Raw genomic sequence first — 17,478 nt, forward strand, 5'->3', positions numbered from 1 at the left:
GGGCCCGTCCATACGCAAAATGCATCGGACGGCTCACCTATACGCTGGACGCATGAATACGCGTACGGAACTGGAGCTGCGGCACCTGCGCTGCCTGGTCGCCATCGTCGACACGGGAAGCTTCACCGATGCCGCTATCGAGCTGGGCATCTCCCAGGCCTCGGCCTCCCGCACGCTGCTCGCGCTGGAGCGGATTCTCGGTGTGCGCCTGCTGCACCGCACCAGCCGGACCGTCACCCCCACCACCGCCGGAGTGCAGGTCCTCGCCCGCGCCCGCCACCTGCTCGCCGAGGCCGATGAGCTGGTCCGCCAGGCCACGACCGGCCACACCCGGCTGCGCATCGGCCATGCCTGGTCGGCGATGGGCCGCCACACCGCCGAGTTCCAGCGGCGGTGGCACGCCCGCTATCCCGATGTCGAGCTCCATCTGATCCGGCACAACACACCCACCGCCGGTCTGGCCGAGGGCCTGTGCGATCTGGCGGTCCTGCGCACGGCGGTCGACACCCGTCGCTACGCCCACGCCCTCGTCGGCAGCGAGGACCGCTGTGTAGCGCTCGCCTCCGACGACCCGTGGGCCGGGCGGCGGAGCGTTCGTCTGGACGAACTGCGCACGCGCACCCTGGTCGTGGACCGTCGCACCGGCACGACCACTCTGGACCTGTGGCCCGAGGGCGTCCGCCCGGCCGTCGAGTACACGCATGACATCGACGACTGGCTCGCCGCCATCGCCACCGGCCGCTGCGTCGGCGTCACCCCCCGGTCCACGGCCACGCAGTACCGCCGCGACGGCATCGTCTACCGCCCCCTGCGCGACGCCGACCCGGTCCCCGTCCACTTCATCTGGCGCCGCCCCGACCCCCACCCCGCCACCCACGCGGCCGTGGCCCTGCTCACCGACCTCTACCGCGAGGGACGGTCCAGGAATGCCTCGGTGGCAACGACGAAAAAGCCGGGGTCGTCGAGCCAGGGGTAGTGGCCTCCTCCCGGCTGCACGACGAGCGAGGCGTCGGGGAACAGCGCCGCGAGTTCCGTCGCCGACCGTGGCGGGCTGTTGAGGTCGAACTCACCGGCGAGCACCAGCACAGGGGCCGCGCAGGCGCCGAGCGCCGCACAGGTGGCCGCCGGGTCGAAGGCGCCTTCGGCCGCGAAGAGACGTACGGCCTCCATGTTCGCCGGACCGCTCGCCGCGTGGTGGTCGCGCGCGGTGTCGTCCCAACGGCCGTAGAGGAAGGGTGCGATGGCCTCCCAGTCGCTGCCGTTGCCCTCCGTGATCGCCTCCAGCGCGGGGAACGCGGCGGGGAACCACGGTTCGTCCCGGCGCGACCGCGCGAGCTCGCGGCGCGTCTCGCCGGTGATCTCGATGCCGACAGCGCGGGTGCCGGGAGCGATCAGGACGAGCTTGGCGACGCGGTCCGGATACCGGGCGGCGTACTGCGTCACCGGGTTCGCTCCGGCGGAGTGACCGAGCAGATCCATCCGGGACAGCCCGAGGTGTACGCGCAGCGCCTCGATGTCGTCGACCAGGCGGTCGCAGCGGTACGAGGACGGGTCCTCGGGCACCGCGGACCCACCCGTACCCCGCAGGTCCAGGGTGATCAGCTGCCGGTGCTTCGACAGTCCGCCGAGATCGCCGAGGTACACGGCGTCGGCGGGGCCCCCGGGGACGCAGACGACCGGGGATCCCTCTCCGGTCACGCGGTAGGCGAGCCGGGTTCCATCGGTTGCGGAGAAAGTAGGCATGACCGGAACCCTGTCAGACATAACCAGGTTATACAACTCGGTTATGACGGTGATCCCGCCCGGGTGTATAACCGGTTCGTGGCAGGCGAAGAGCACAGGCACCAGAACCCCGAAACGCTGACCGAGGAGCAGGCCGAGCGCATGCTCGCCGGTATGAACGAGGTGATCCGCGCGGGCGAGGAGATGCGGAAGCTGCGCGCGGACATGATCCCGGTGTTCGCGGGTCTCGGCTGGACCCAGGAGCGCATCGCGCGGCTCACCGGGATGAGCCAGCCGGCGGTGTCGAAGCAGGTGGCGAAGTACAGGGCGGACGATCAACCGCCGCCGGTGGAGCTCGCACTCGACCAGCAGGACATCCCGTGGCTCGAAGGCCGCCTGTGGGGTCTCGCCGAGGAGATCTCGGAGACCCTCGGCGACGCCGCCCGCTGCGGCCCGTACGTCCACGCCGTCGCCAGGGGGAAGAAGCGCTTCACGCCGCAGAACGTCGACGAACTGCGACGCCTCGTCGAGGAGGACCTGAGAGCGCACCGGACGTCGCTGCCGGGCGGTCACCGTCAGGCGTACGACAGGATCAGCCGCGGCCTGGACGTCCCCGCGAAGGTCACCACCGGCAACGCGTCGGCATCGTCACGCCGGGCCCTCGCCTGCCAGATCCAGCGCGCGCGGCTCCAGGGCGACGACCCGGCGGCGAGCCCGGCCTGATCGAACGACAGGCCCCTGACAGGCCCTAGGGTGAGGAAGGCCAGCTCGTCGGCCTCGGCTCCGGAACACCCTCGACCCCTAAGGACCTGTCATGCATGAGCGCTTCGACGTCGTCGTACTCGGAGCCGGCCCCGGCGGCTATGTCGCCGCCATCCGCGCCGCCCAACTGGGCAAGCGGGTCGCGGTCGTCGAGGAGAAGTACTGGGGCGGTGTGTGCCTCAACGTCGGCTGCATCCCCACCAAGGCCCTGCTGCGCAACGCCGAACTCGCCCACATCGTCAACGACGAGGCCAAGACCTTCGGCATCAAGGTCGACGGGACGGTCTCCTTCGACTACGGCGAGGCGTTCCGCCGCAGCCGCACCGTCGCGGACGGCCGCGTCAAGGGCGTCCACTTCCTGATGAAGAAGAACGGCATCACCGAACTGGACGGGCGGGGCACGTTCCTCGACGCGAACACCCTCCAGGTGGCCGGGGCCGACGGCACCACGCAGACGGTCACGTTCGACAACTGCGTCATCGCCACGGGCGCCACCCCGCGCCTGCTGCCCGGCACCGCCCGCAGCGAACGCGTGGTGACGTACGAGGAGCAGATCCTCGCGGACGGCGTACCGCAGTCGATCGTCATCGCGGGCGCGGGCGCCATCGGTATCGAGTTCGCGTACGTCCTGCGCAACTACGGCGTGAAGGTCACGATCGTCGAGTTCCTGGACCGTGTCGCACCGCTGGAGGACGAGGAGGTCTCCAAGGAACTCGCGAAGCAGTACCGCAAGCTCGGGATCGACGTGCTGACCTCCACCCGCGTCGAGTCGATCGACGAGTCCGGCACCCAGGTCCGCGTCACCGTCACCGGCAAGGACGGCGCGCAGAAGATCCTGGAGGCCGACAAGGTCCTCCAGGCCATCGGCTTCGCGCCGAACGTCACCGGCTTCGGCCTGGAGGCGGCCGGTGTCGCCCTCACCGAGCGCGGCGCGATCGACGTGGACGGCCGCTGCCGCACCAACGTGCCGCACATCTACGCCATCGGTGACGTGACCGCGAAGCTGATGCTCGCGCACGCCGCCGAGGCCATGGGTGTCATCGCGGCGGAGACCATCGCGGACGCCGAGACGATGGAGCTCGACTACCGGATGATCCCGCGCGCCACCTACTGCCAGCCGCAGATCGCCAGCTTCGGCTGGACGGAGGCGCAGGCGCGGGAGCAGGGCTTCGACGTGAAGGTCGCCAAGTTCCCCTTCATGGCGAACGGCAAGGCGCACGGCCTCGGCGACTCGACCGGCTTCGTGAAGATCATCAGCGATGCGAAGTACGGCGAGATCATCGGCGCGCACCTGATCGGCCCCGATGTCACCGAGCTGCTGCCGGAACTGACGCTGGCTCAGCAGTGGGACCTCACCGTCCACGAGGTGGCGCGGAACGTGCACGCCCACCCGACCCTGGGCGAGGCCGTCAAGGAGGCCGTCCACGGTCTCGCCGGGCACATGATCAACTTCTGAGACGAGGGCAGGGGCAGAGGTTCGGGGGCCGGGGTCTGGTCAAAGCCGGGCGTGTGCGCAATGATCACGCCCGCGCCACCCCCCGCATCCGGCGTACCCCGCACCACAACGGGAGGATGTACATGGCTCGCCGCACACCCCGCGCGCTGATCGCCTCGGCCACCGCCATCGTGGCTCTGCTCACCACGGCAGGAGCCGCCTCGGCCGGGGCCGCCCCCGCCCCGGCCGAACCGCAGGCCAGCGTGTTCATGGTCAACCCCGTCCAGTCCTCGGGCGATCAGTCGCTCGTCGACGCCAAGGACTCGGCCGCCGCCGTACCCGCGACGGCCTACGCCTCGGCCGCGCTGCGCAATCTCGACGGCAGTGGCGGACTCTCCGGACGGTGGGTCTACGTCAGGTCGGACACCGGTGCCTCCGCGAAGACCGCCGACGCCGGCACGTACACCCGGCACGACGACCAGTTCGAACAGGTCATGGCCTACTTCTGGACCAACGAGGCACAGGAGTACCTCCAGGGCCTCGGCTTCGGCAGCGAACTGCCCGGCGCCAACGACCGCGCACAGCCCGTCCGTATCAACCAGTGGGGCGCGGACAACTCGTACTTCACCGACAAGAAGGCCGAGATCCGCCTCGGCAAGGGCGGGGTGGACGATGCCGAGGACGCCGAGGTCATCGTCCACGAGTACGGGCACGCGGTGCACCACGCCCAGGTGCCCGGTTTCGGGACCTCGGTGGAGGCCGGGGCCATCGGTGAGGCGTTCGGTGACTACCTCGCGGTCGAGGTCGGCAGCCACGCGGCCTCCAAGTACGGCTGGCCGCTGAAGGCCGACGCGGCGTGCGTGGCGGACTGGGACTCGGTCAGCTACAGCAGCGCGCCGCACTGCCTGCGCCGGATCGACAAGGACAAGGTGTACGGGGACCGGGTGGGCTCGGTCCACGCGGACGGCGAGATCTGGTCCCGCGCGCTGCTCGACATCCGCAAGGCACTCGGTGCGCGGGTGGCCGACCGGGTCATCATCAACGCCCAGTTCGGCTTCGCGCCCGACACCAGCTTCCAGGACGCGGCGCTGACGACGATCGCGACCGCTCAGCGGATGTACGGCAAGAGCGCGGCGGACGCGGTCCGTGCCGGCTTCGCGGGGCGCGAGATCCCGGGTATCCAGTAGGCCGGACTCCCACGGTGACCGCCCCTGTGCGGGGGCGGTCACCCGGCGCGGCCCCGTTCCCTGGGCCGGAGAGGTGAGAGCCGGGTCTGTCGACGGCCGCGGCGCCCGGGTTCGCCGCCCCGACCTGTTGGCTTGGTGTCGGCACCCGCGGTGCGGGGCAGCGGAACCACAGGAGGGAACGGCCATGGGACACGGCGGAAACGTGATCGCGGAGCTCACTGCCGATCATCGCGAGGTGGAGGAGATCTTCGCGCGGATCGACGCGCAGCCCGTGGGCCATCCGGAGCGGCGGCACCTGACCGACCGGCTGACCTCGGAGCTCGTACGGCACGCGGTGGCCGAGGAGACACACCTCTACCCGTCCGTACGCAGATATGTCCCGGACGGCGACGCGCTCGCGGACCAGGAGATCGCCGACCACGGCAGGATCGAGCGCATGCTCAAGGACCTCGAAGGGCGGAACGCCGAGGACCCGGACTTCAACGACCTGGTCGCGAAGCTCAAGTTCGAGGTCGCCTCCCATGTGCGTGAGGAGGAGGCCGAGCTGTTCCCGAAGCTCACCGCCTCGTGCCCCTCCGAGGAGCTGGACATGCTCGGACAGCTGGTCCGCAGGACCTAGGGACGGCGTCACCCGTTCGGCCCCGCTCCCCTTGCCGGAGACATCGCCGCCGCATTGGCTGATGGCCGGTGCTCAAGGAGGTCCGCACATGCGCGACGGCGACGAACCGACCGAGCTAGACGCGCTGCGGGCGAGGGTCGCCGCGCTGGAGTCGGAAGCCGGAGCCACGAAGCCTCGGCCACCCCGGCACCGTACGCGCTCGTTCCTCGCCGCGCTGCTGATCGTCATCGGCTGCGTGCTCGCTCCGCTCGGCATCGTCGCGGCCTGGACCGCCGACGAGATCGGCGACACCGACCGTTACGTCGCGACGGTCGCACCGCTCGCCTCGGACCCCGATATCCAGGCCGCCGTCGCCAACCGCGTCACCGACGCGGTGATGGAGTACATCGATCTCAATGCCCTCCTGGAGGGCGTGGCCCCCGACCAACGCCCGCTGGTCGGCAAGGCGCTGGGGCAGCTCGGCGGCTCCCTGAACGACGCGGTCCGCAGTTTCGTCCACGACAAGGCGCAGGACGTCGCCGCTTCCGACGCCTTCGCGACGATCTGGACCGGCGCCAACCGGCAGATCCACACCTCCGTGGTACGGGCCCTGACCGGCAGCGGCGACGGAGCGGTGAAGATCAAGGACGACTCGGTGACGCTGGATCTGGCCCCGGTGATCGAACGGGTCAAGGAGCGGCTCGTGGACTCCGGACTCACGGCCGCCGGCAAGATCCCCGAAGTGCACACCGACTTCACGGTTCTGCAGGCCGAGGACATCGGCAAGGTGAAGACGGGCTTCCGGCTCCTTCAGCTCGTCGGCCTGTGGCTCCCCATCCTCGCCGTGGTGCTGGCCGGGGCGGGCGTCCTGCTCTCCGCCCGCCGCAGGCGCGCCCTGATCGCCTCGGCCCTCGGCTTCGCCGTCGCGGCCCTGGTCCTCGGCACCGGCCTCACCGTCTTCCGCACGGTCTACCTCAACGCCCTGCCCGCCGGTATCTCCGAGGCCGCCGCCGCATCCGTCTACGACGCCCTCATCCACTTCCTGCGCACGACGGTCCGCATGGTCGCGACACTCGGCGTGGTCCTCGCCCTCGCCGCCTGGCTCTCGGGGCCCGGCAGGTACGCCACGCTGGCCCGTGGACTCTGGCACTCGGGCATCGCCGCGAGCCGAGCCACGGCGAACGGTGCGGGCCTGCGTACCGGCCCGGTAGGACCGTATCTGCACCGCCACCGCGGCTGGATCACCTGGATCCTCGTCGCGGGGGCGGTTCTCGCCTACGTCCTGTGGCCCCACCCCACGGGGTGGGTCGTCCTCGGCCTGGCCCTTGCGCTGCTGCTCGCCCTCGCGGTCGCCGACTTCCTCGGCGAGGAACCGGAGCGCGCTCCCACCGCGTAGAGGTCAGGCCCCGGCCGAGGACTGGGCCTCGGCCGCCGCACGGTAGAGGCGGCGCAGCCGCACCACGCCCAGATCGTGCTGGTAGAGGTTCTCCCGCTGGTCGGCGTCGGCCGGCATGGCTTCCAGCATCACGCGGTCCTGCTCCAGGACGTCCCAGTGGCGCTGCTCGATCAGCGTCCGGTACAGGAAGCGCCAGGAGGCCCGCTGCCAGTCCTGGACACGGCGGTAGCGCCAGAAGAAGACACCGCTGCGCCGCTCGTCCACCGGGCAGACCATGCCCACGATGCCGAACGCTCCCCCGGGTCCCGCCGACGGCGGATACGGGATGGAGAGGTCGACCCAGTCCACACCGGTGCGGCAGAGCTCGACCCAGTCGAAGTTGACGCCACGCTGGTCGGTCTTCTCGAAGAAGTAGCCCCTGCCGGTCTCCCGGATGCGGAACTTGGCCGTCGTGTCCCCGTCGAACATCGTGTGCGAGTCGTGGTGGAGGAACGCGCCGTGCATCGGGTCGAGGAGGTTCTCCACGGCGTAGCGCCACGGGGTGTCCCACTCGGCGTAGCAGAGGAACGCGTCCACCTCGGGGTCCGTCAGCGGCTCCGGGAGCGTCAGTCCGGCGGGCTCGGGGTGCTCCTCGTCGCCGAAGTAGGCGAGGATCGCGCCGGCGACCTCGCGTACCGGCAGGGAGGTGACCAGCTTCTTGCCCTCCAGGCTGCAGCCCGGCAGGCCGGGGACGGAGGAGACCGTACCGTCGGGCTCGACCTCGACGCCGTGGTACCAGCAGGCGACACGGTCGCCGAGGTGTTTGCCGAGCGAGAGCGGTGCGCCGCGGTGCGGGCAGCGGTCGGCGAGCATGGACAGGGCGCCGTCGGAGCGGCGGAAGAGCAGCCACTGCTCGCCGAGCGCGGTCACCTTGCGCATCGCGCCCGGGGCCACGAAGTGCGAGGGGACGACCGGGTGCCACTGATTGCGCAGTCCGGTGGCGTAGATGTGGTCCGCGGTGGCGGAGGTCGACAGCGTCATGGTCAGGCTCCCAGTCGGTTCATCTCGGCGCGGAAGGATTCCTCGGTCCACGGGGTACCGTCGGCGGCGTGTACCTGACGGCTATTCAGTCCGCGTACGACGTCGGTCAGTTCGTGTCCCTCGTGGGTGAAGACCTCTTCGAGCGTCGCGGCGAGCTTGTACTCGTACGGGGTCGGCTCATGCGTACGGGACTGGTGGACGTCCAGGTAGGGCCAGGTGTCGGTCACGGTGATGTCTCCTGGGAGTGCGGTCGTGGGGGTCACAGGTCGAGAACGAGCCGGCTGCGGGAAGCGCAACGCGAGACGCAGATCATCATCGTGGCGCCTGCCGCGCGCTCGGCGTCGCTGAGCAGGAAGTCGCGGTGGTCGGGGGTGCCGTCGAGCACCCGTGTCTCGCAGGATCCGCAGATCCCGTCGCGGCACGAGCTCTCCACGGTGAGTCCGGCGCCCTCCGCCGCGTCGAGGATGGAGGTGCCGGCGCCGACGGTGAGCGTCACTCCGGAGGCCCGGCACTCGACCTCGAACGCCTCGTCCTCACCGGTGTGTTCCACGACGGGAGCGGCGAACCGCTCCAGGCGCAGCCGGTCTCCGGGGCAGCGCTCCTCGACGGCGGTGAGCAGCGGTTCGGGGCCGCAGGAGTACACCAGCGTGCCGGGGGGCAGCTCGGCGAGTTCGGCGGTGAGGTCGATGTGGCCCTGTTCGTCCTGCGGGACGAGCGTGACGTCGCCGCCGAGCGCGGTGAGTTCCGCGGTGAACGCCATGGAGGCGCGGCTCCTGCCGCCGTAGACCATCCGCCACGCGGCTCCGCGGCGGGCGGCCTCCCGGGCCATGGCCAGCAGCGGGGTGATCCCGATGCCGCCGGCGACAAATACGTAGCCGTCGGCGTCCTCCAGCGCGAAGTGGTTGCGGGGTTCGGAGACGGTGACCCGCTGTCCGGGGCGCAGCTGGGTGTGCACATGGCGCGAACCGCCGCGCGAGGCGGGCTCGTTGAGTACGCCGATGCGGTAGACGTCGCCGGTGTGCGGGTCGCCGCACAGGCTGTACTGGCGGATCTGTCCGCCGACATGGACGTCGAGGTGCGCGCCGGGGGTCCAGGCGGGCAGGGGTTTGCCGTCGGGGTGGGTCAGTTCGACGGAGAGTACGCCCTCCGCCTCCCAGGTCATTCGATGGACGACCAGCTGCAGCGAATGCTCACTCATGGCCTGTTGCCTCCTTACCAGCAGTACGCGCGACCGGGCTACTGGCCCGGGATCCTCACGGGTGGGGTGAACGGGACCTTCATCGGTCCGAGTGCCGTCAGATCGACCTCGACGAGCGTCGGACCTTCGGAGGCGATGGCCTCACCGAGCACCGGGCCCGCGTGCTCCACCGCGGCGATGCGCAGGTACGGCAACCCGCAGGCCCTGGCGAGCAGTTCGAAGTCGGGGGTGGCCAGGTCGACCCCTGAACGGCGCTCGCTGTAGCGGTCCTGCATGTTGCGCAGTACGCCGTATCCGCCGTCGTTGAAGACGATCAGGGTGAGGCGGGGGCGTTCCTGGGCGAGGGTGAGGAGTTCGCCGAGGTGGACGGCGAGTCCGCCGTCCCCGGCCAGCACGACGGTGGGCGCGCCGGGCCTTGCGAGCGCCGCACCGATGCCCATGCCGAGCCCCTGCCCGATGCCGCCGCCGCGCGGGAAGACGTTGTCCCGGGGGTCGTACATCTCCAGCAGCCGGTTGCCCCAGCTGCTGGAGGGGATGGTGACGTCGCGGGCGACGACGGCCTCGCGGGGCAGGGCGGCGCGGATAGCGTCGCAGATCGCGGCCTGCGGTCCGATGTTGTCGTGCAGGAGTGCCCGCACCTCGGTGCGTACGGCGCCGACGCGCTCCGTCCAGCCGCTCTCCGCGGGCCGGGCGTGGGGCAGCAGAGCGGCGAGCGTGGCCGCGGCATCGCCGTGCAGCGTGTGGGTGGCGGGGTACACCCGGCCCAGCGCGTCCTTGTCGATGTCGATCTGGATGTGGGACCCGGGGAGTTCCAGCGTGTAGTCGGCGGTCTCGTTGGAGCGGAAGTGCGTGCCGATGGTGAGCAGCACGTCCGCGTCGGCGAGCAGGGCACGTACCGCGGGGCTGGTGGCGAAGTTGCCGACGACCTGCTCGTGGTCCTCGGGCACCGCGCCGCGCCCGGAGTTCGATGTCAGCAGTCCCGCTCCCGTCGCCTCCAGCAGCCCGGCCAGCTCGGCCCCGGCGGTTGCCACGCCGCCACCTGCCCAGATCAGCGGGCGGCGGGCGGCGGCCAGCAGGCTGCCGGCCGCGGCCAGTTCGCCGGCCGAGGGAGTCGGGGCGGCGGCTGCGGGGAGCTGGGCGGACTCGTCGGTCTGGGCGGCGAACTGGAGGTCGATCGGCCACTCCACGCTCGCCGGGCCGCCCGGCGCGGTGAGCGCGGCGCGGGCCGCCTCACGCAGGATTCGGCCCGCCTGCTCGGCGTCCGGCACGGTGGCGGCGTAGGCGGAGACCGCCGTCAGCATGCCGAGCTGGTCCTTGGTCTCGTGGATGAAACCGCGGCCGCTGCCCAGGAATTCGCTCTCCACCTGCCCGGTGATGTGCAGTACGGAGCTGCCCGCGCTGAGCGATTCGATCAGCGATCCGGCCGCGTTGCCGGCTCCCGTGCCGGTGGAGGTGAGCGCGCAGCCGAGGGTGCCGCGGGCACGTCCGTAGGCGTCGGCGGCGTTCACGGCGGACGCCTCGTGCCGTACGGGGACGAACCGCAGGTCACGGTCGACGGCCTCGACGAGCGGCAGGTTGTGCACGCTGACGATGCCGAAGACGGTGTCGATGCCGAGTTCGCGCAGGACGGTGACGAGGAGATCGCCTCCGTTGTCGTGTCGCATGGTGTCTCCTCAGAGGATGGAGCGGCCGACGCCGCCGCAGACGTCGATGCTGGTGCCGGTGATGTACGAGGCGCGGGGTGAGAGGAGGGCGAGGACGGCGTACGCGACCTCCTCGGCCCGGCCGAGGCGGCCGAGCGCGATGCCGCGGTCGGCGGCGAGTTCGGCCTGCCAGTCCTCGTATGTCATGCCGGAGTCCGCGGCGGCGTGGCGCCTGGTCCACTGGCCGGTGTCGATGAGTCCGAGGCAGACGGAGTTGACCCGGATGCCGTCGGCGGCCAGTTCGACCGACAGGGACTTGGAGAGGTTGAGGATGCCGGCGCGGGCGGCGCTCGTGGTGATCAGCCGGGGTTCGGGCTGTTTGGCGAGGACGGCGTTGATGTTGACGACGCTCGCCGTGCCGGAGGCGGCGAGGTGGGGGCGGGCCGCCTGGAGGGGGTTCAGCACCCCGGCGAACTTCAGCTCCAGCTCGTCGCGCCAGTCCTCGGCGGTGGAGTCGTCGAGCCCCTTCATGCGGGACTGTCCGGCGTTGTTGACGAGTCCGTCGACGGAGCCGAACTTCTCGGCCGTGCGGTGGACGAAGTCCCGTACGGCGTCGGCGTCCCGTACGTCGCAGACGCCGGTCAGCAGGCGGTCGTGGCCGGCGCCGAGGCCGGCTGCGGCCTTGGCCAGCCGGTCGGCGTCACGGCCGCAGGTCGCGACGCGCGCTCCCTCGTGCAGCAGGGCGCGGACCGTGGCCAGGCCGACGCCCGAGCTGCCGCCGGTGACAAGGATGGTGCGGTCGGCGAGGCCCAGATCCATAACTCGTGTCTCCTGGGGTTCAGTTCATGGTGAAGCCGCCGTTGACGGCGATCACCTGTCCGGTCAGATAGCGGGATTCCTCGGCCAGCAGGAAGGAGACGATCCCGGTGAGGTCGTCCGGCTGCTGCGGTCGGGAGATGGCCCGGTTCAAGCGGTAGAGGTCGTGGCGTCCGGCGGGCACCGCCTCGGTCGCCTCGCACTCGGTGAGCCCGGGGGCGACCGCGTTCACGGTGATCCCCTTGTCGCCGAGCTCGCGTGCCATGGCCCGGGTGAGGGCGATGACGGCGCCCTTGGAGGCGATGTAGTGGGCGAGGCGCGGGGAGCCGTACAGGGCGGCGTCCGATGCGATGTTGACGATCCGGCCGGGTGCCGCGAAAAGCGGGTACAGCGCCTTCGAGACCAGCCAGGGGCTGCGGGCGTTGACCGCCATCAGCCGGTCCCACACCTCGACGTCGAGGTCCTGGAACTCCTTGCCGCCGACGCCGTTGGCGAGGGCCGCGTTGTTGACCAGGCCGTACAGCGGGCCCAGTTCGCGCACGGCCACCGCCAGGGCGTCCACCGAAGCGGGGTCGGCGACGTCGCAGCGTACGAAGTGGGCGTCGATGCCCTCCGCGCACAGTGCCGCGACGGCGTGCTCGCCCCGCTCCCGTTCCAGTTCGGCGACGACGACCCGGAAGCCGTCGGTGCCTGCCCGGCGGGCCATGGCCAGTCCGAGGCCACGGCCCGCACCGGTGACGACGACGGTGCGTACGTCGGCCGGGGGCTGGTCAGCCACGGGTGACGCCGTGCATCGGCGAGTATGCGGGGTAGGTCGGCACCTGCGGCTTCTGCGTGCCGATGACCACGCAGAACAGGGCGTCGGTCTCTCCCTCGTTCTTGAGGGAACGGGTCACTCCGGCCGGGACGACGATCATGTCGCGGTAGCCCAGGGTGCGGTACTCGGCCTCGTCGGGGCCCCGGTGGATGCCGACCTTGACCTCGCCCTCCAGCACGAAGAAGGCTTCCTCGACGTCGTGGTGGGTGTGGGCCGGGCCCTCGGCGCCGGGCGGCAGCAGCATGTTGGAGAAGGTGAATCCGCCGGACGGGAGGATGCGGCTGTCGCTCTCGTGGTTGCCGGTGGCGCCCGACCCGACGTAACGGATCTGGCCGCGTCGGAACTGGGCGCCCGCCTTCTCCTGGAAGGAGAGAGTGTCGAAGTCGGCCACCCGCGAGGCCTTCGTGGCGATGAGGGAGTCGGTGTACGCGGACAGGTCGTCGCCGTTGTCGTACGCGTCGGTGGTCAGGGGCATGGCAGAGCTCCTACTCGGGGATGGAGGCGGTGATACGGAGGTGGGAGAGCACCCAGGCGTTGAAGTGCCCGGGCTGCTCCTGATTGGCCAGGTGACCGGCGTCCTTGACGATCACGTAGGCGGTCTTGTGGATGGCCCCGGCGATGGCCTGGCTCGCTTCGACGCCGGTGACCCGGTCCTGTTCGCCGCAGAGCACGAGGGTGGGTGCGGCGATCGAGGGAAGTTCGGGGCGCAGATCGGTGGAGGCCATGGACTCGGCGGCGTACGCGTAGCCGGGCAGCCGTACCGAAGCGGCCATGTTCTCGACGACTGCGCGCACCAGTCGGTCCGGTGCGTTCGGTGACACCAGGCGGGGACCGCGGGCTTCGGCGAAGGCCCGTGGGCCGAGCTCGGCCAGGTCGGTGGCGCGTGCCCGCATGCCCCGCGCCTTCTCCTCGTCCGTGCCCGAACCGGGGCTGGAGTCGGCGACGATCAGCGAGGCGACGAGCTCGGGGTGGCGGGTGGCGAGCCGCAGCGCGATCACTCCGCCCCAGGAGACGCCGAGGACGTGCGCGGTGGTGGCGCGTTCGCGGATGAGTGCGGCTGCCGCGTCCGCGTAGTCGTCGAGGCCGTAGGGGGCGGCAGGGTCGGCGGACTTGGCGTATCCCGGGGCGTCCCAGGCGACGACCCTCACGTACGAGGAGAGTTCGGCGAGCTGCGGGGCGAAGGCGGCCGACGAGGAGCCGATGCCGTGGAGGCACAGCAGCAGCGGCCCCTGGTCACCGGCCTCCTCGACGTGGATCGCGGTGTCGGCGCCGCTCACAGGATCTGCCCGGTCCGGCCGGCGAGCGCGGCGAGGCTGCGCAGGACGGCGTACGGCACCACCTGGCTGGTGGCGGGGTTGCCCGGGTCGGGCAGGTGGGCGACCTCGAAGCGGTACGAACCGTAGGCACCGGACGCCTCGATCACATGGCGGGTGCGGTGCGCCGCCGGGTCGGCGACGACCTGGACCCGCACAGCGTCCAGGTCACCGACGGCCAGCGCGACCGAGGCGGCCACGTTCGTGGACTTGGGAAACTTCACCGGCACTTCGCGTGCGGTGCCGGACATGACCTCGACCGGTCCGGTCGCGGTCCGCATCCGATGCAGCAACTCCTCGTCCATCCACGGCTGTTCGAGGGTGGAGGGCAGTTTGGTGGTGGTCAGCCTGACCTCGGTCAGCGGGCCGAACGAGCGGACCGCCTGGAGCAGATCGAGACCGCCGACCGCGCCACCGGTGAAGTACACCCGGCCGGGGCCGGCCGCGAGCAGCCGCTTGGCGAGCTCGTCGTCGGTCAGCGCGCCGGTGGAGGCGATCAGCAGATCGGTGCCGGACTCCAGGACCCGCGTGCCCCATTCGCGTACGACGCCCTGGCCTGCCGCTTCCACGATCAGGTCGCAGGTGTCCAGGGCCTCTTCGAAGGAGACCTGCCGGGCGGGCGCGGCCTCACCGAGCGGCCGGTTGTCGACGACGCACACCAGCTCCGCGCCCTTCACCTGCCCTTCGGTGAGGGCGGTGCCGACCACCCGGCCGATGGCTCCCCAGCCGACGATGCCGACTTTGCGTACGGTGCTCATGCTCCGGTCTCCTGGATGTCGAGGGAAGCGAGCGGGCCGGGGTCCGGCGCGCCCGCCATGTGGCAGCGGATCTCCTTCGACGGCGGCCCGGCCGTCCCCCACAGGTCCGAGAGGTCCGGCACCCTCCGCCACACACGGGCGATCCAGGCGTCCTCGACGATCTGGGCGACCTCGGAGGTGTACTCGCAGACCAGACCGGACGGGTCGGTGAAGTAGGAGAAGGTGTTGTTCCCCGGGCCGTGCCGGCCGGGGCCCCACTGGGGAGTGATGCCGTGGTGGCGCAGCCGCCCCAGGCCCCGCATGAAGTGGTCGACCGAGGTCATCTCGTACGCCACGTGGTTCAACGAGGTCCACTCGGCCTGGTTGAAGGCGATGCAGTGGTGGTCGGCGTTGCAGCGCAGGAACGCCATCTGGTGTTCGGACCAGTCGGAGACGCGGAGACCGAGGACCTCGCGGTAGAAGGTGACGGCGGCGTCGATGTCGGTGGTGTTGAGGACGGCGTGCGTCACTCCGACCGGCACTGCGCCGTCCCGGCCGCGCGGGACGACCGCCTCGACCTGGGCGCTGATCTCGATGAGACGCCCCTCGGGGTCGGTGAACCGCAGCCCGTAGCCGCCGCCCGCCTGGTCCAGCGGGCCGGGGCCTGCGACGGGGACGATGGAGCGCGCTTCGAGGCGCCGCGCCGCTTCGTCGACCTCGGCGGGGGTGGCGACGGCGAAGGCGATCCGGCCGAGGCCGACGCGGTCCCGTTCGGCGAGGTGGAGGACGTGGTGCTCGTCGCCCGTGCCGCGCAGCCAGCGGGCGCCGGTGTCGGACTCGACGGTCTCCAGGCCCCAGACCTCCTCGTAGAAGTCGGCGGTCTCGGTGAAGGCCGGGGTGTGCAGCTCGACGTAGCGCAGTGAGCGGAGCCGGGCGATCGGACCGGGGGGTGTTTGGTGCATCGGTCTCTCCAGACGGGCGGGCGGACTAGGGCCTGTCGTTTGGATCAGGCCGGATCAGGGAGCGGGGTCTGGTGCGTGCAGCTGCAAGGCGGAGGAGGGAGGCAACGCGGAGCGTTGGTGACTGACGACAACGCCACAGATGCGCGTGCCAGGCCCCGCGAGCCCGGCCTGATCCAAACGACAGGCCCTAGGTGGGGGCTGGTCAGGCGGCCCAGGGAAGCGGGTGGCCGGAGGTGCCCCAGTACAGGGACTTCTGGCGCTGGTAGGAGCGGATCGCGTCGCGGCCCTTCTCCGTGCCGAGGCCGCTGTCCTTCCACCCGCTGAACGGGGTGGCGGCACTGAACTGCTTGTAGGTGTTGATCCAGACGGTCCCCGCCTCGATCCGGCGGGCGAGCTGCCACGCGGCCCGCAGGTCCCGGGTCCAGATTCCGCAGGCCAGTCCGTACACGGAGTCGTTGGCCTGGCGGACCAGGTCGTCCTCGTCCTCGTAGGGCAGGGCGACCAGGACCGGGCCGAAGATCTCCTCCTGGCAGGTCCTGGAGGTGTTGGCGAGCCCGTCGAGGACCGTCGGCAGGTAATACGCGCCGTCCGCGTACCGCTCGCCCTCGGGCGCCGATCCTCCGCACAGGACCCTGGCCCCCTCGGAGCGGGCGAGGTCCACGTAGGAGGCGACGGAGTCGCGGTGGCGGTGGTGCACCAGGGGACCGACCTGGGTGGCCGGGTCCGTGCCGGGCCCGACGCGCAGCTTCGCCACGCGTGCGACGAGCTCGCCGACGAAGGAGTCGTAGATCTCGCGGGCCACGAAGAGCCGGGAACCTGCGATGCAGGACTGGCCGCTGGACGAGAAGATCCCGAACAGGACACCGGCCAGGGCCTGTTCGACGTCCGCGTCGGCCCGCACGATCGTGGGCGACTTGCCGCCGAGCTCCAGTGAGGCGGGGACCAGTCTCCGGGCGGCGGCCTCGGCGATGGACCGCCCCGTCTCCGTACCGCCGGTGAATCCGATGCGCGCGACGAGCGGGTGGCGCACGATGGCGTCGCCGACCACCCGGCCGCTCCCAGGCAGCACCGAAAGGAGGGCGGTGGGCAGGCGGAACTCGTCGAGTGCCCGGGTGATCAGCCGGCCGAGTGCCAGCGAGACGAGCGGGGTCCAGGCCGCGGGCTTGAGCAGGACGGCGTTCCCTGCGGCGAGGGCGGGGGCGATCTTCTGGGCGTCGCTGGCCACGGGCGAGTTCCAGGGGTTGATCGCACCGACGACGCCGAGCGGTTCGTGCAGGCTCATCGTGACGTACGGGCCGCGGGAGGGTGTGAGCGTGTCCTCCGCCGTCTCCAGTGCGGCGCCCATGTAGCGGAAGGTGCCTGCCGCGCTGAGCGCGAGGGCCCTGGTCTCGGTGAGGGTCTTGCCGGTGTCGGCGGTCTGCAGAGCGGAGAGCTCGTCGGCCGCCTCCTCGGTCAGCTCGGCGATGCGGTACAGCAGCCGGGAGCGTTCGTGGGCGAGCAGATCACGCCAGGCGGGGTCGGCCACCGCCCTGGCGGCGGCCTCGGCCGCCTCGGCGACCTCCTCGGCGGAGGCGGAGTGGACGGTGGCGAGCAGGCGCCCGGTCGCCGGGTCGACCGTGTCGACGGGATCGCCGGCGCCACGTCGCCACTGGCCCGCGATCAGGATGTCGGTGGGGAACTGCGGCACGGGTGGACCTCCGGGCGAGGCGGCGGGAAGGGGGCGGATGCGGGGACGGGCTCGGGCCTCTGCCGCCATCCGGAACTGCTGAAGTGCTAGGAATCTAAGCGCTTAACTATCTCGGCACAACCCCCCGGGTCGAAATCGTTGCCCGCATTCCCTTGAGCTGAGCCCCGTCGGCGCCGACGATGGAG

Annotated in this window: 18 protein-coding genes; 6 read left to right on the top strand and 12 right to left on the bottom strand. The window is 71.2% G+C overall.

What is annotated here, in order from left to right; all coding sequences use genetic code 11:
* The first annotated feature begins 52 nt into the window (after positions 1–52).
* Complete coding sequence (locus tag ACWGO0_RS04365; protein WP_453527756.1) at positions 53–976, top strand: LysR family transcriptional regulator; 924 nt, start codon at positions 53–55, stop codon at positions 974–976.
* On the opposite strand, the gene ACWGO0_RS04370 is transcribed toward ACWGO0_RS04365, so the two are convergent.
* Positions 904–1,743 carry an alpha/beta fold hydrolase gene (locus ACWGO0_RS04370; RefSeq protein WP_453527758.1) on the bottom strand — a complete coding sequence of 280 codons (840 nt, stop codon included), beginning with the start codon at positions 1,741–1,743 and terminating at the stop codon, positions 904–906. The two genes, ACWGO0_RS04365 and ACWGO0_RS04370, sit on opposite strands and share 73 nt — an antisense overlap.
* 78 nt (positions 1,744–1,821) lie before the next feature.
* Here ACWGO0_RS04370 and ACWGO0_RS04375 point away from each other — a divergent pair, with 78 nt between their 5' ends.
* The 5 genes from ACWGO0_RS04375 to ACWGO0_RS04395 all read left to right on the top strand — a co-directional run bounded on the left by ACWGO0_RS04375 (position 1,822) and on the right by ACWGO0_RS04395 (position 7,100).
* Positions 1,822–2,445 carry a sigma-70 family RNA polymerase sigma factor gene (locus tag ACWGO0_RS04375; protein ID WP_453527761.1) on the top strand — a complete coding sequence of 208 codons (624 nt, stop codon included), beginning with the start codon at positions 1,822–1,824 and terminating at the stop codon, positions 2,443–2,445.
* 91 nt (positions 2,446–2,536) lie between these two features.
* Positions 2,537–3,940 carry a dihydrolipoyl dehydrogenase gene (gene lpdA / locus ACWGO0_RS04380; RefSeq protein WP_453527764.1) on the top strand — a complete coding sequence of 468 codons (1,404 nt, stop codon included), beginning with the start codon at positions 2,537–2,539 and terminating at the stop codon, positions 3,938–3,940.
* Between the two features lie 122 nt (positions 3,941–4,062).
* The gene (locus tag ACWGO0_RS04385; protein ID WP_453527766.1) at positions 4,063–5,106 is read left to right on the top strand and encodes a M36 family metallopeptidase; all 1,044 of its coding nucleotides are present in this window, start codon (positions 4,063–4,065) and stop codon (positions 5,104–5,106) included.
* A 184-nt stretch (positions 5,107–5,290) separates the two neighbouring features.
* Positions 5,291–5,725 carry a hemerythrin domain-containing protein gene (locus ACWGO0_RS04390; protein WP_453527769.1) on the top strand — a complete coding sequence of 145 codons (435 nt, stop codon included), beginning with the start codon at positions 5,291–5,293 and terminating at the stop codon, positions 5,723–5,725.
* An 88-nt stretch (positions 5,726–5,813) separates the two neighbouring features.
* The gene (locus ACWGO0_RS04395) at positions 5,814–7,100 is read left to right on the top strand and encodes a hypothetical protein (protein WP_453527772.1); all 1,287 of its coding nucleotides are present in this window, start codon (positions 5,814–5,816) and stop codon (positions 7,098–7,100) included.
* A gap of 3 nt (positions 7,101–7,103) precedes the next feature.
* On the opposite strand, the gene ACWGO0_RS04400 is transcribed toward ACWGO0_RS04395, so the two are convergent.
* From ACWGO0_RS04400 to ACWGO0_RS04450, 11 genes are all read right to left on the bottom strand, one after another.
* Entirely contained in the window at positions 7,104–8,120 is a 1,017-nt protein-coding gene (locus ACWGO0_RS04400) for a Rieske 2Fe-2S domain-containing protein (protein ID WP_453527774.1), read from the bottom strand.
* Between the two features lie 2 nt (positions 8,121–8,122).
* Positions 8,123–8,353, bottom strand: coding sequence for a recombinase-like helix-turn-helix domain-containing protein (locus tag ACWGO0_RS04405; RefSeq protein WP_453528118.1), 231 nt, complete (start codon positions 8,351–8,353; stop codon positions 8,123–8,125).
* A gap of 26 nt (positions 8,354–8,379) precedes the next feature.
* Positions 8,380–9,318, bottom strand: a complete 939-nt coding sequence (locus ACWGO0_RS04410) for a PDR/VanB family oxidoreductase (protein WP_453527777.1) — start codon at positions 9,316–9,318, stop codon at positions 8,380–8,382.
* A 38-nt stretch (positions 9,319–9,356) separates the two neighbouring features.
* Positions 9,357–10,982 carry a thiamine pyrophosphate-binding protein gene (locus tag ACWGO0_RS04415; protein ID WP_453527780.1) on the bottom strand — a complete coding sequence of 542 codons (1,626 nt, stop codon included), beginning with the start codon at positions 10,980–10,982 and terminating at the stop codon, positions 9,357–9,359.
* Positions 10,983–10,991: 9 nt separating this feature from the next.
* On the bottom strand, positions 10,992–11,780 hold the full coding sequence (locus tag ACWGO0_RS04420) for an SDR family oxidoreductase (RefSeq protein WP_453527783.1): 789 nt from the start codon (positions 11,778–11,780) through the stop codon (positions 10,992–10,994).
* Between the two features lie 19 nt (positions 11,781–11,799).
* Positions 11,800–12,555 (bottom strand): SDR family oxidoreductase, encoded by a 756-nt coding sequence (locus tag ACWGO0_RS04425; protein ID WP_453527786.1) that lies wholly within the window; start codon positions 12,553–12,555, stop codon positions 11,800–11,802.
* Positions 12,548–13,069 carry a cupin domain-containing protein gene (locus ACWGO0_RS04430; RefSeq protein WP_453527788.1) on the bottom strand — a complete coding sequence of 174 codons (522 nt, stop codon included), beginning with the start codon at positions 13,067–13,069 and terminating at the stop codon, positions 12,548–12,550. The genes ACWGO0_RS04425 and ACWGO0_RS04430 overlap by 8 nt, the downstream gene beginning before the upstream one ends.
* Positions 13,070–13,079: 10 nt before the next feature.
* Positions 13,080–13,871, bottom strand: a complete 792-nt coding sequence (locus tag ACWGO0_RS04435) for an alpha/beta fold hydrolase (protein ID WP_453527791.1) — start codon at positions 13,869–13,871, stop codon at positions 13,080–13,082.
* Positions 13,868–14,665: an aspartate dehydrogenase domain-containing protein gene (locus ACWGO0_RS04440; protein WP_453527793.1), complete on the bottom strand. Its 798-nt coding sequence runs from the start codon at positions 14,663–14,665 to the stop codon at positions 13,868–13,870. Before ACWGO0_RS04440 ends, ACWGO0_RS04435 begins: the two co-directional genes overlap by 4 nt.
* Positions 14,662–15,606 (bottom strand): VOC family protein, encoded by a 945-nt coding sequence (locus tag ACWGO0_RS04445; protein WP_453527796.1) that lies wholly within the window; start codon positions 15,604–15,606, stop codon positions 14,662–14,664. The genes ACWGO0_RS04440 and ACWGO0_RS04445 overlap by 4 nt, the downstream gene beginning before the upstream one ends.
* A gap of 202 nt (positions 15,607–15,808) precedes the next feature.
* Complete coding sequence (locus tag ACWGO0_RS04450) at positions 15,809–17,293, bottom strand: aldehyde dehydrogenase (RefSeq protein WP_453527798.1); 1,485 nt, start codon at positions 17,291–17,293, stop codon at positions 15,809–15,811.
* Positions 17,294–17,478 lie beyond the last annotated feature (185 nt).

The sequence above is a fragment of the Streptomyces sp. NPDC055749 genome, from assembly GCF_053617235.1.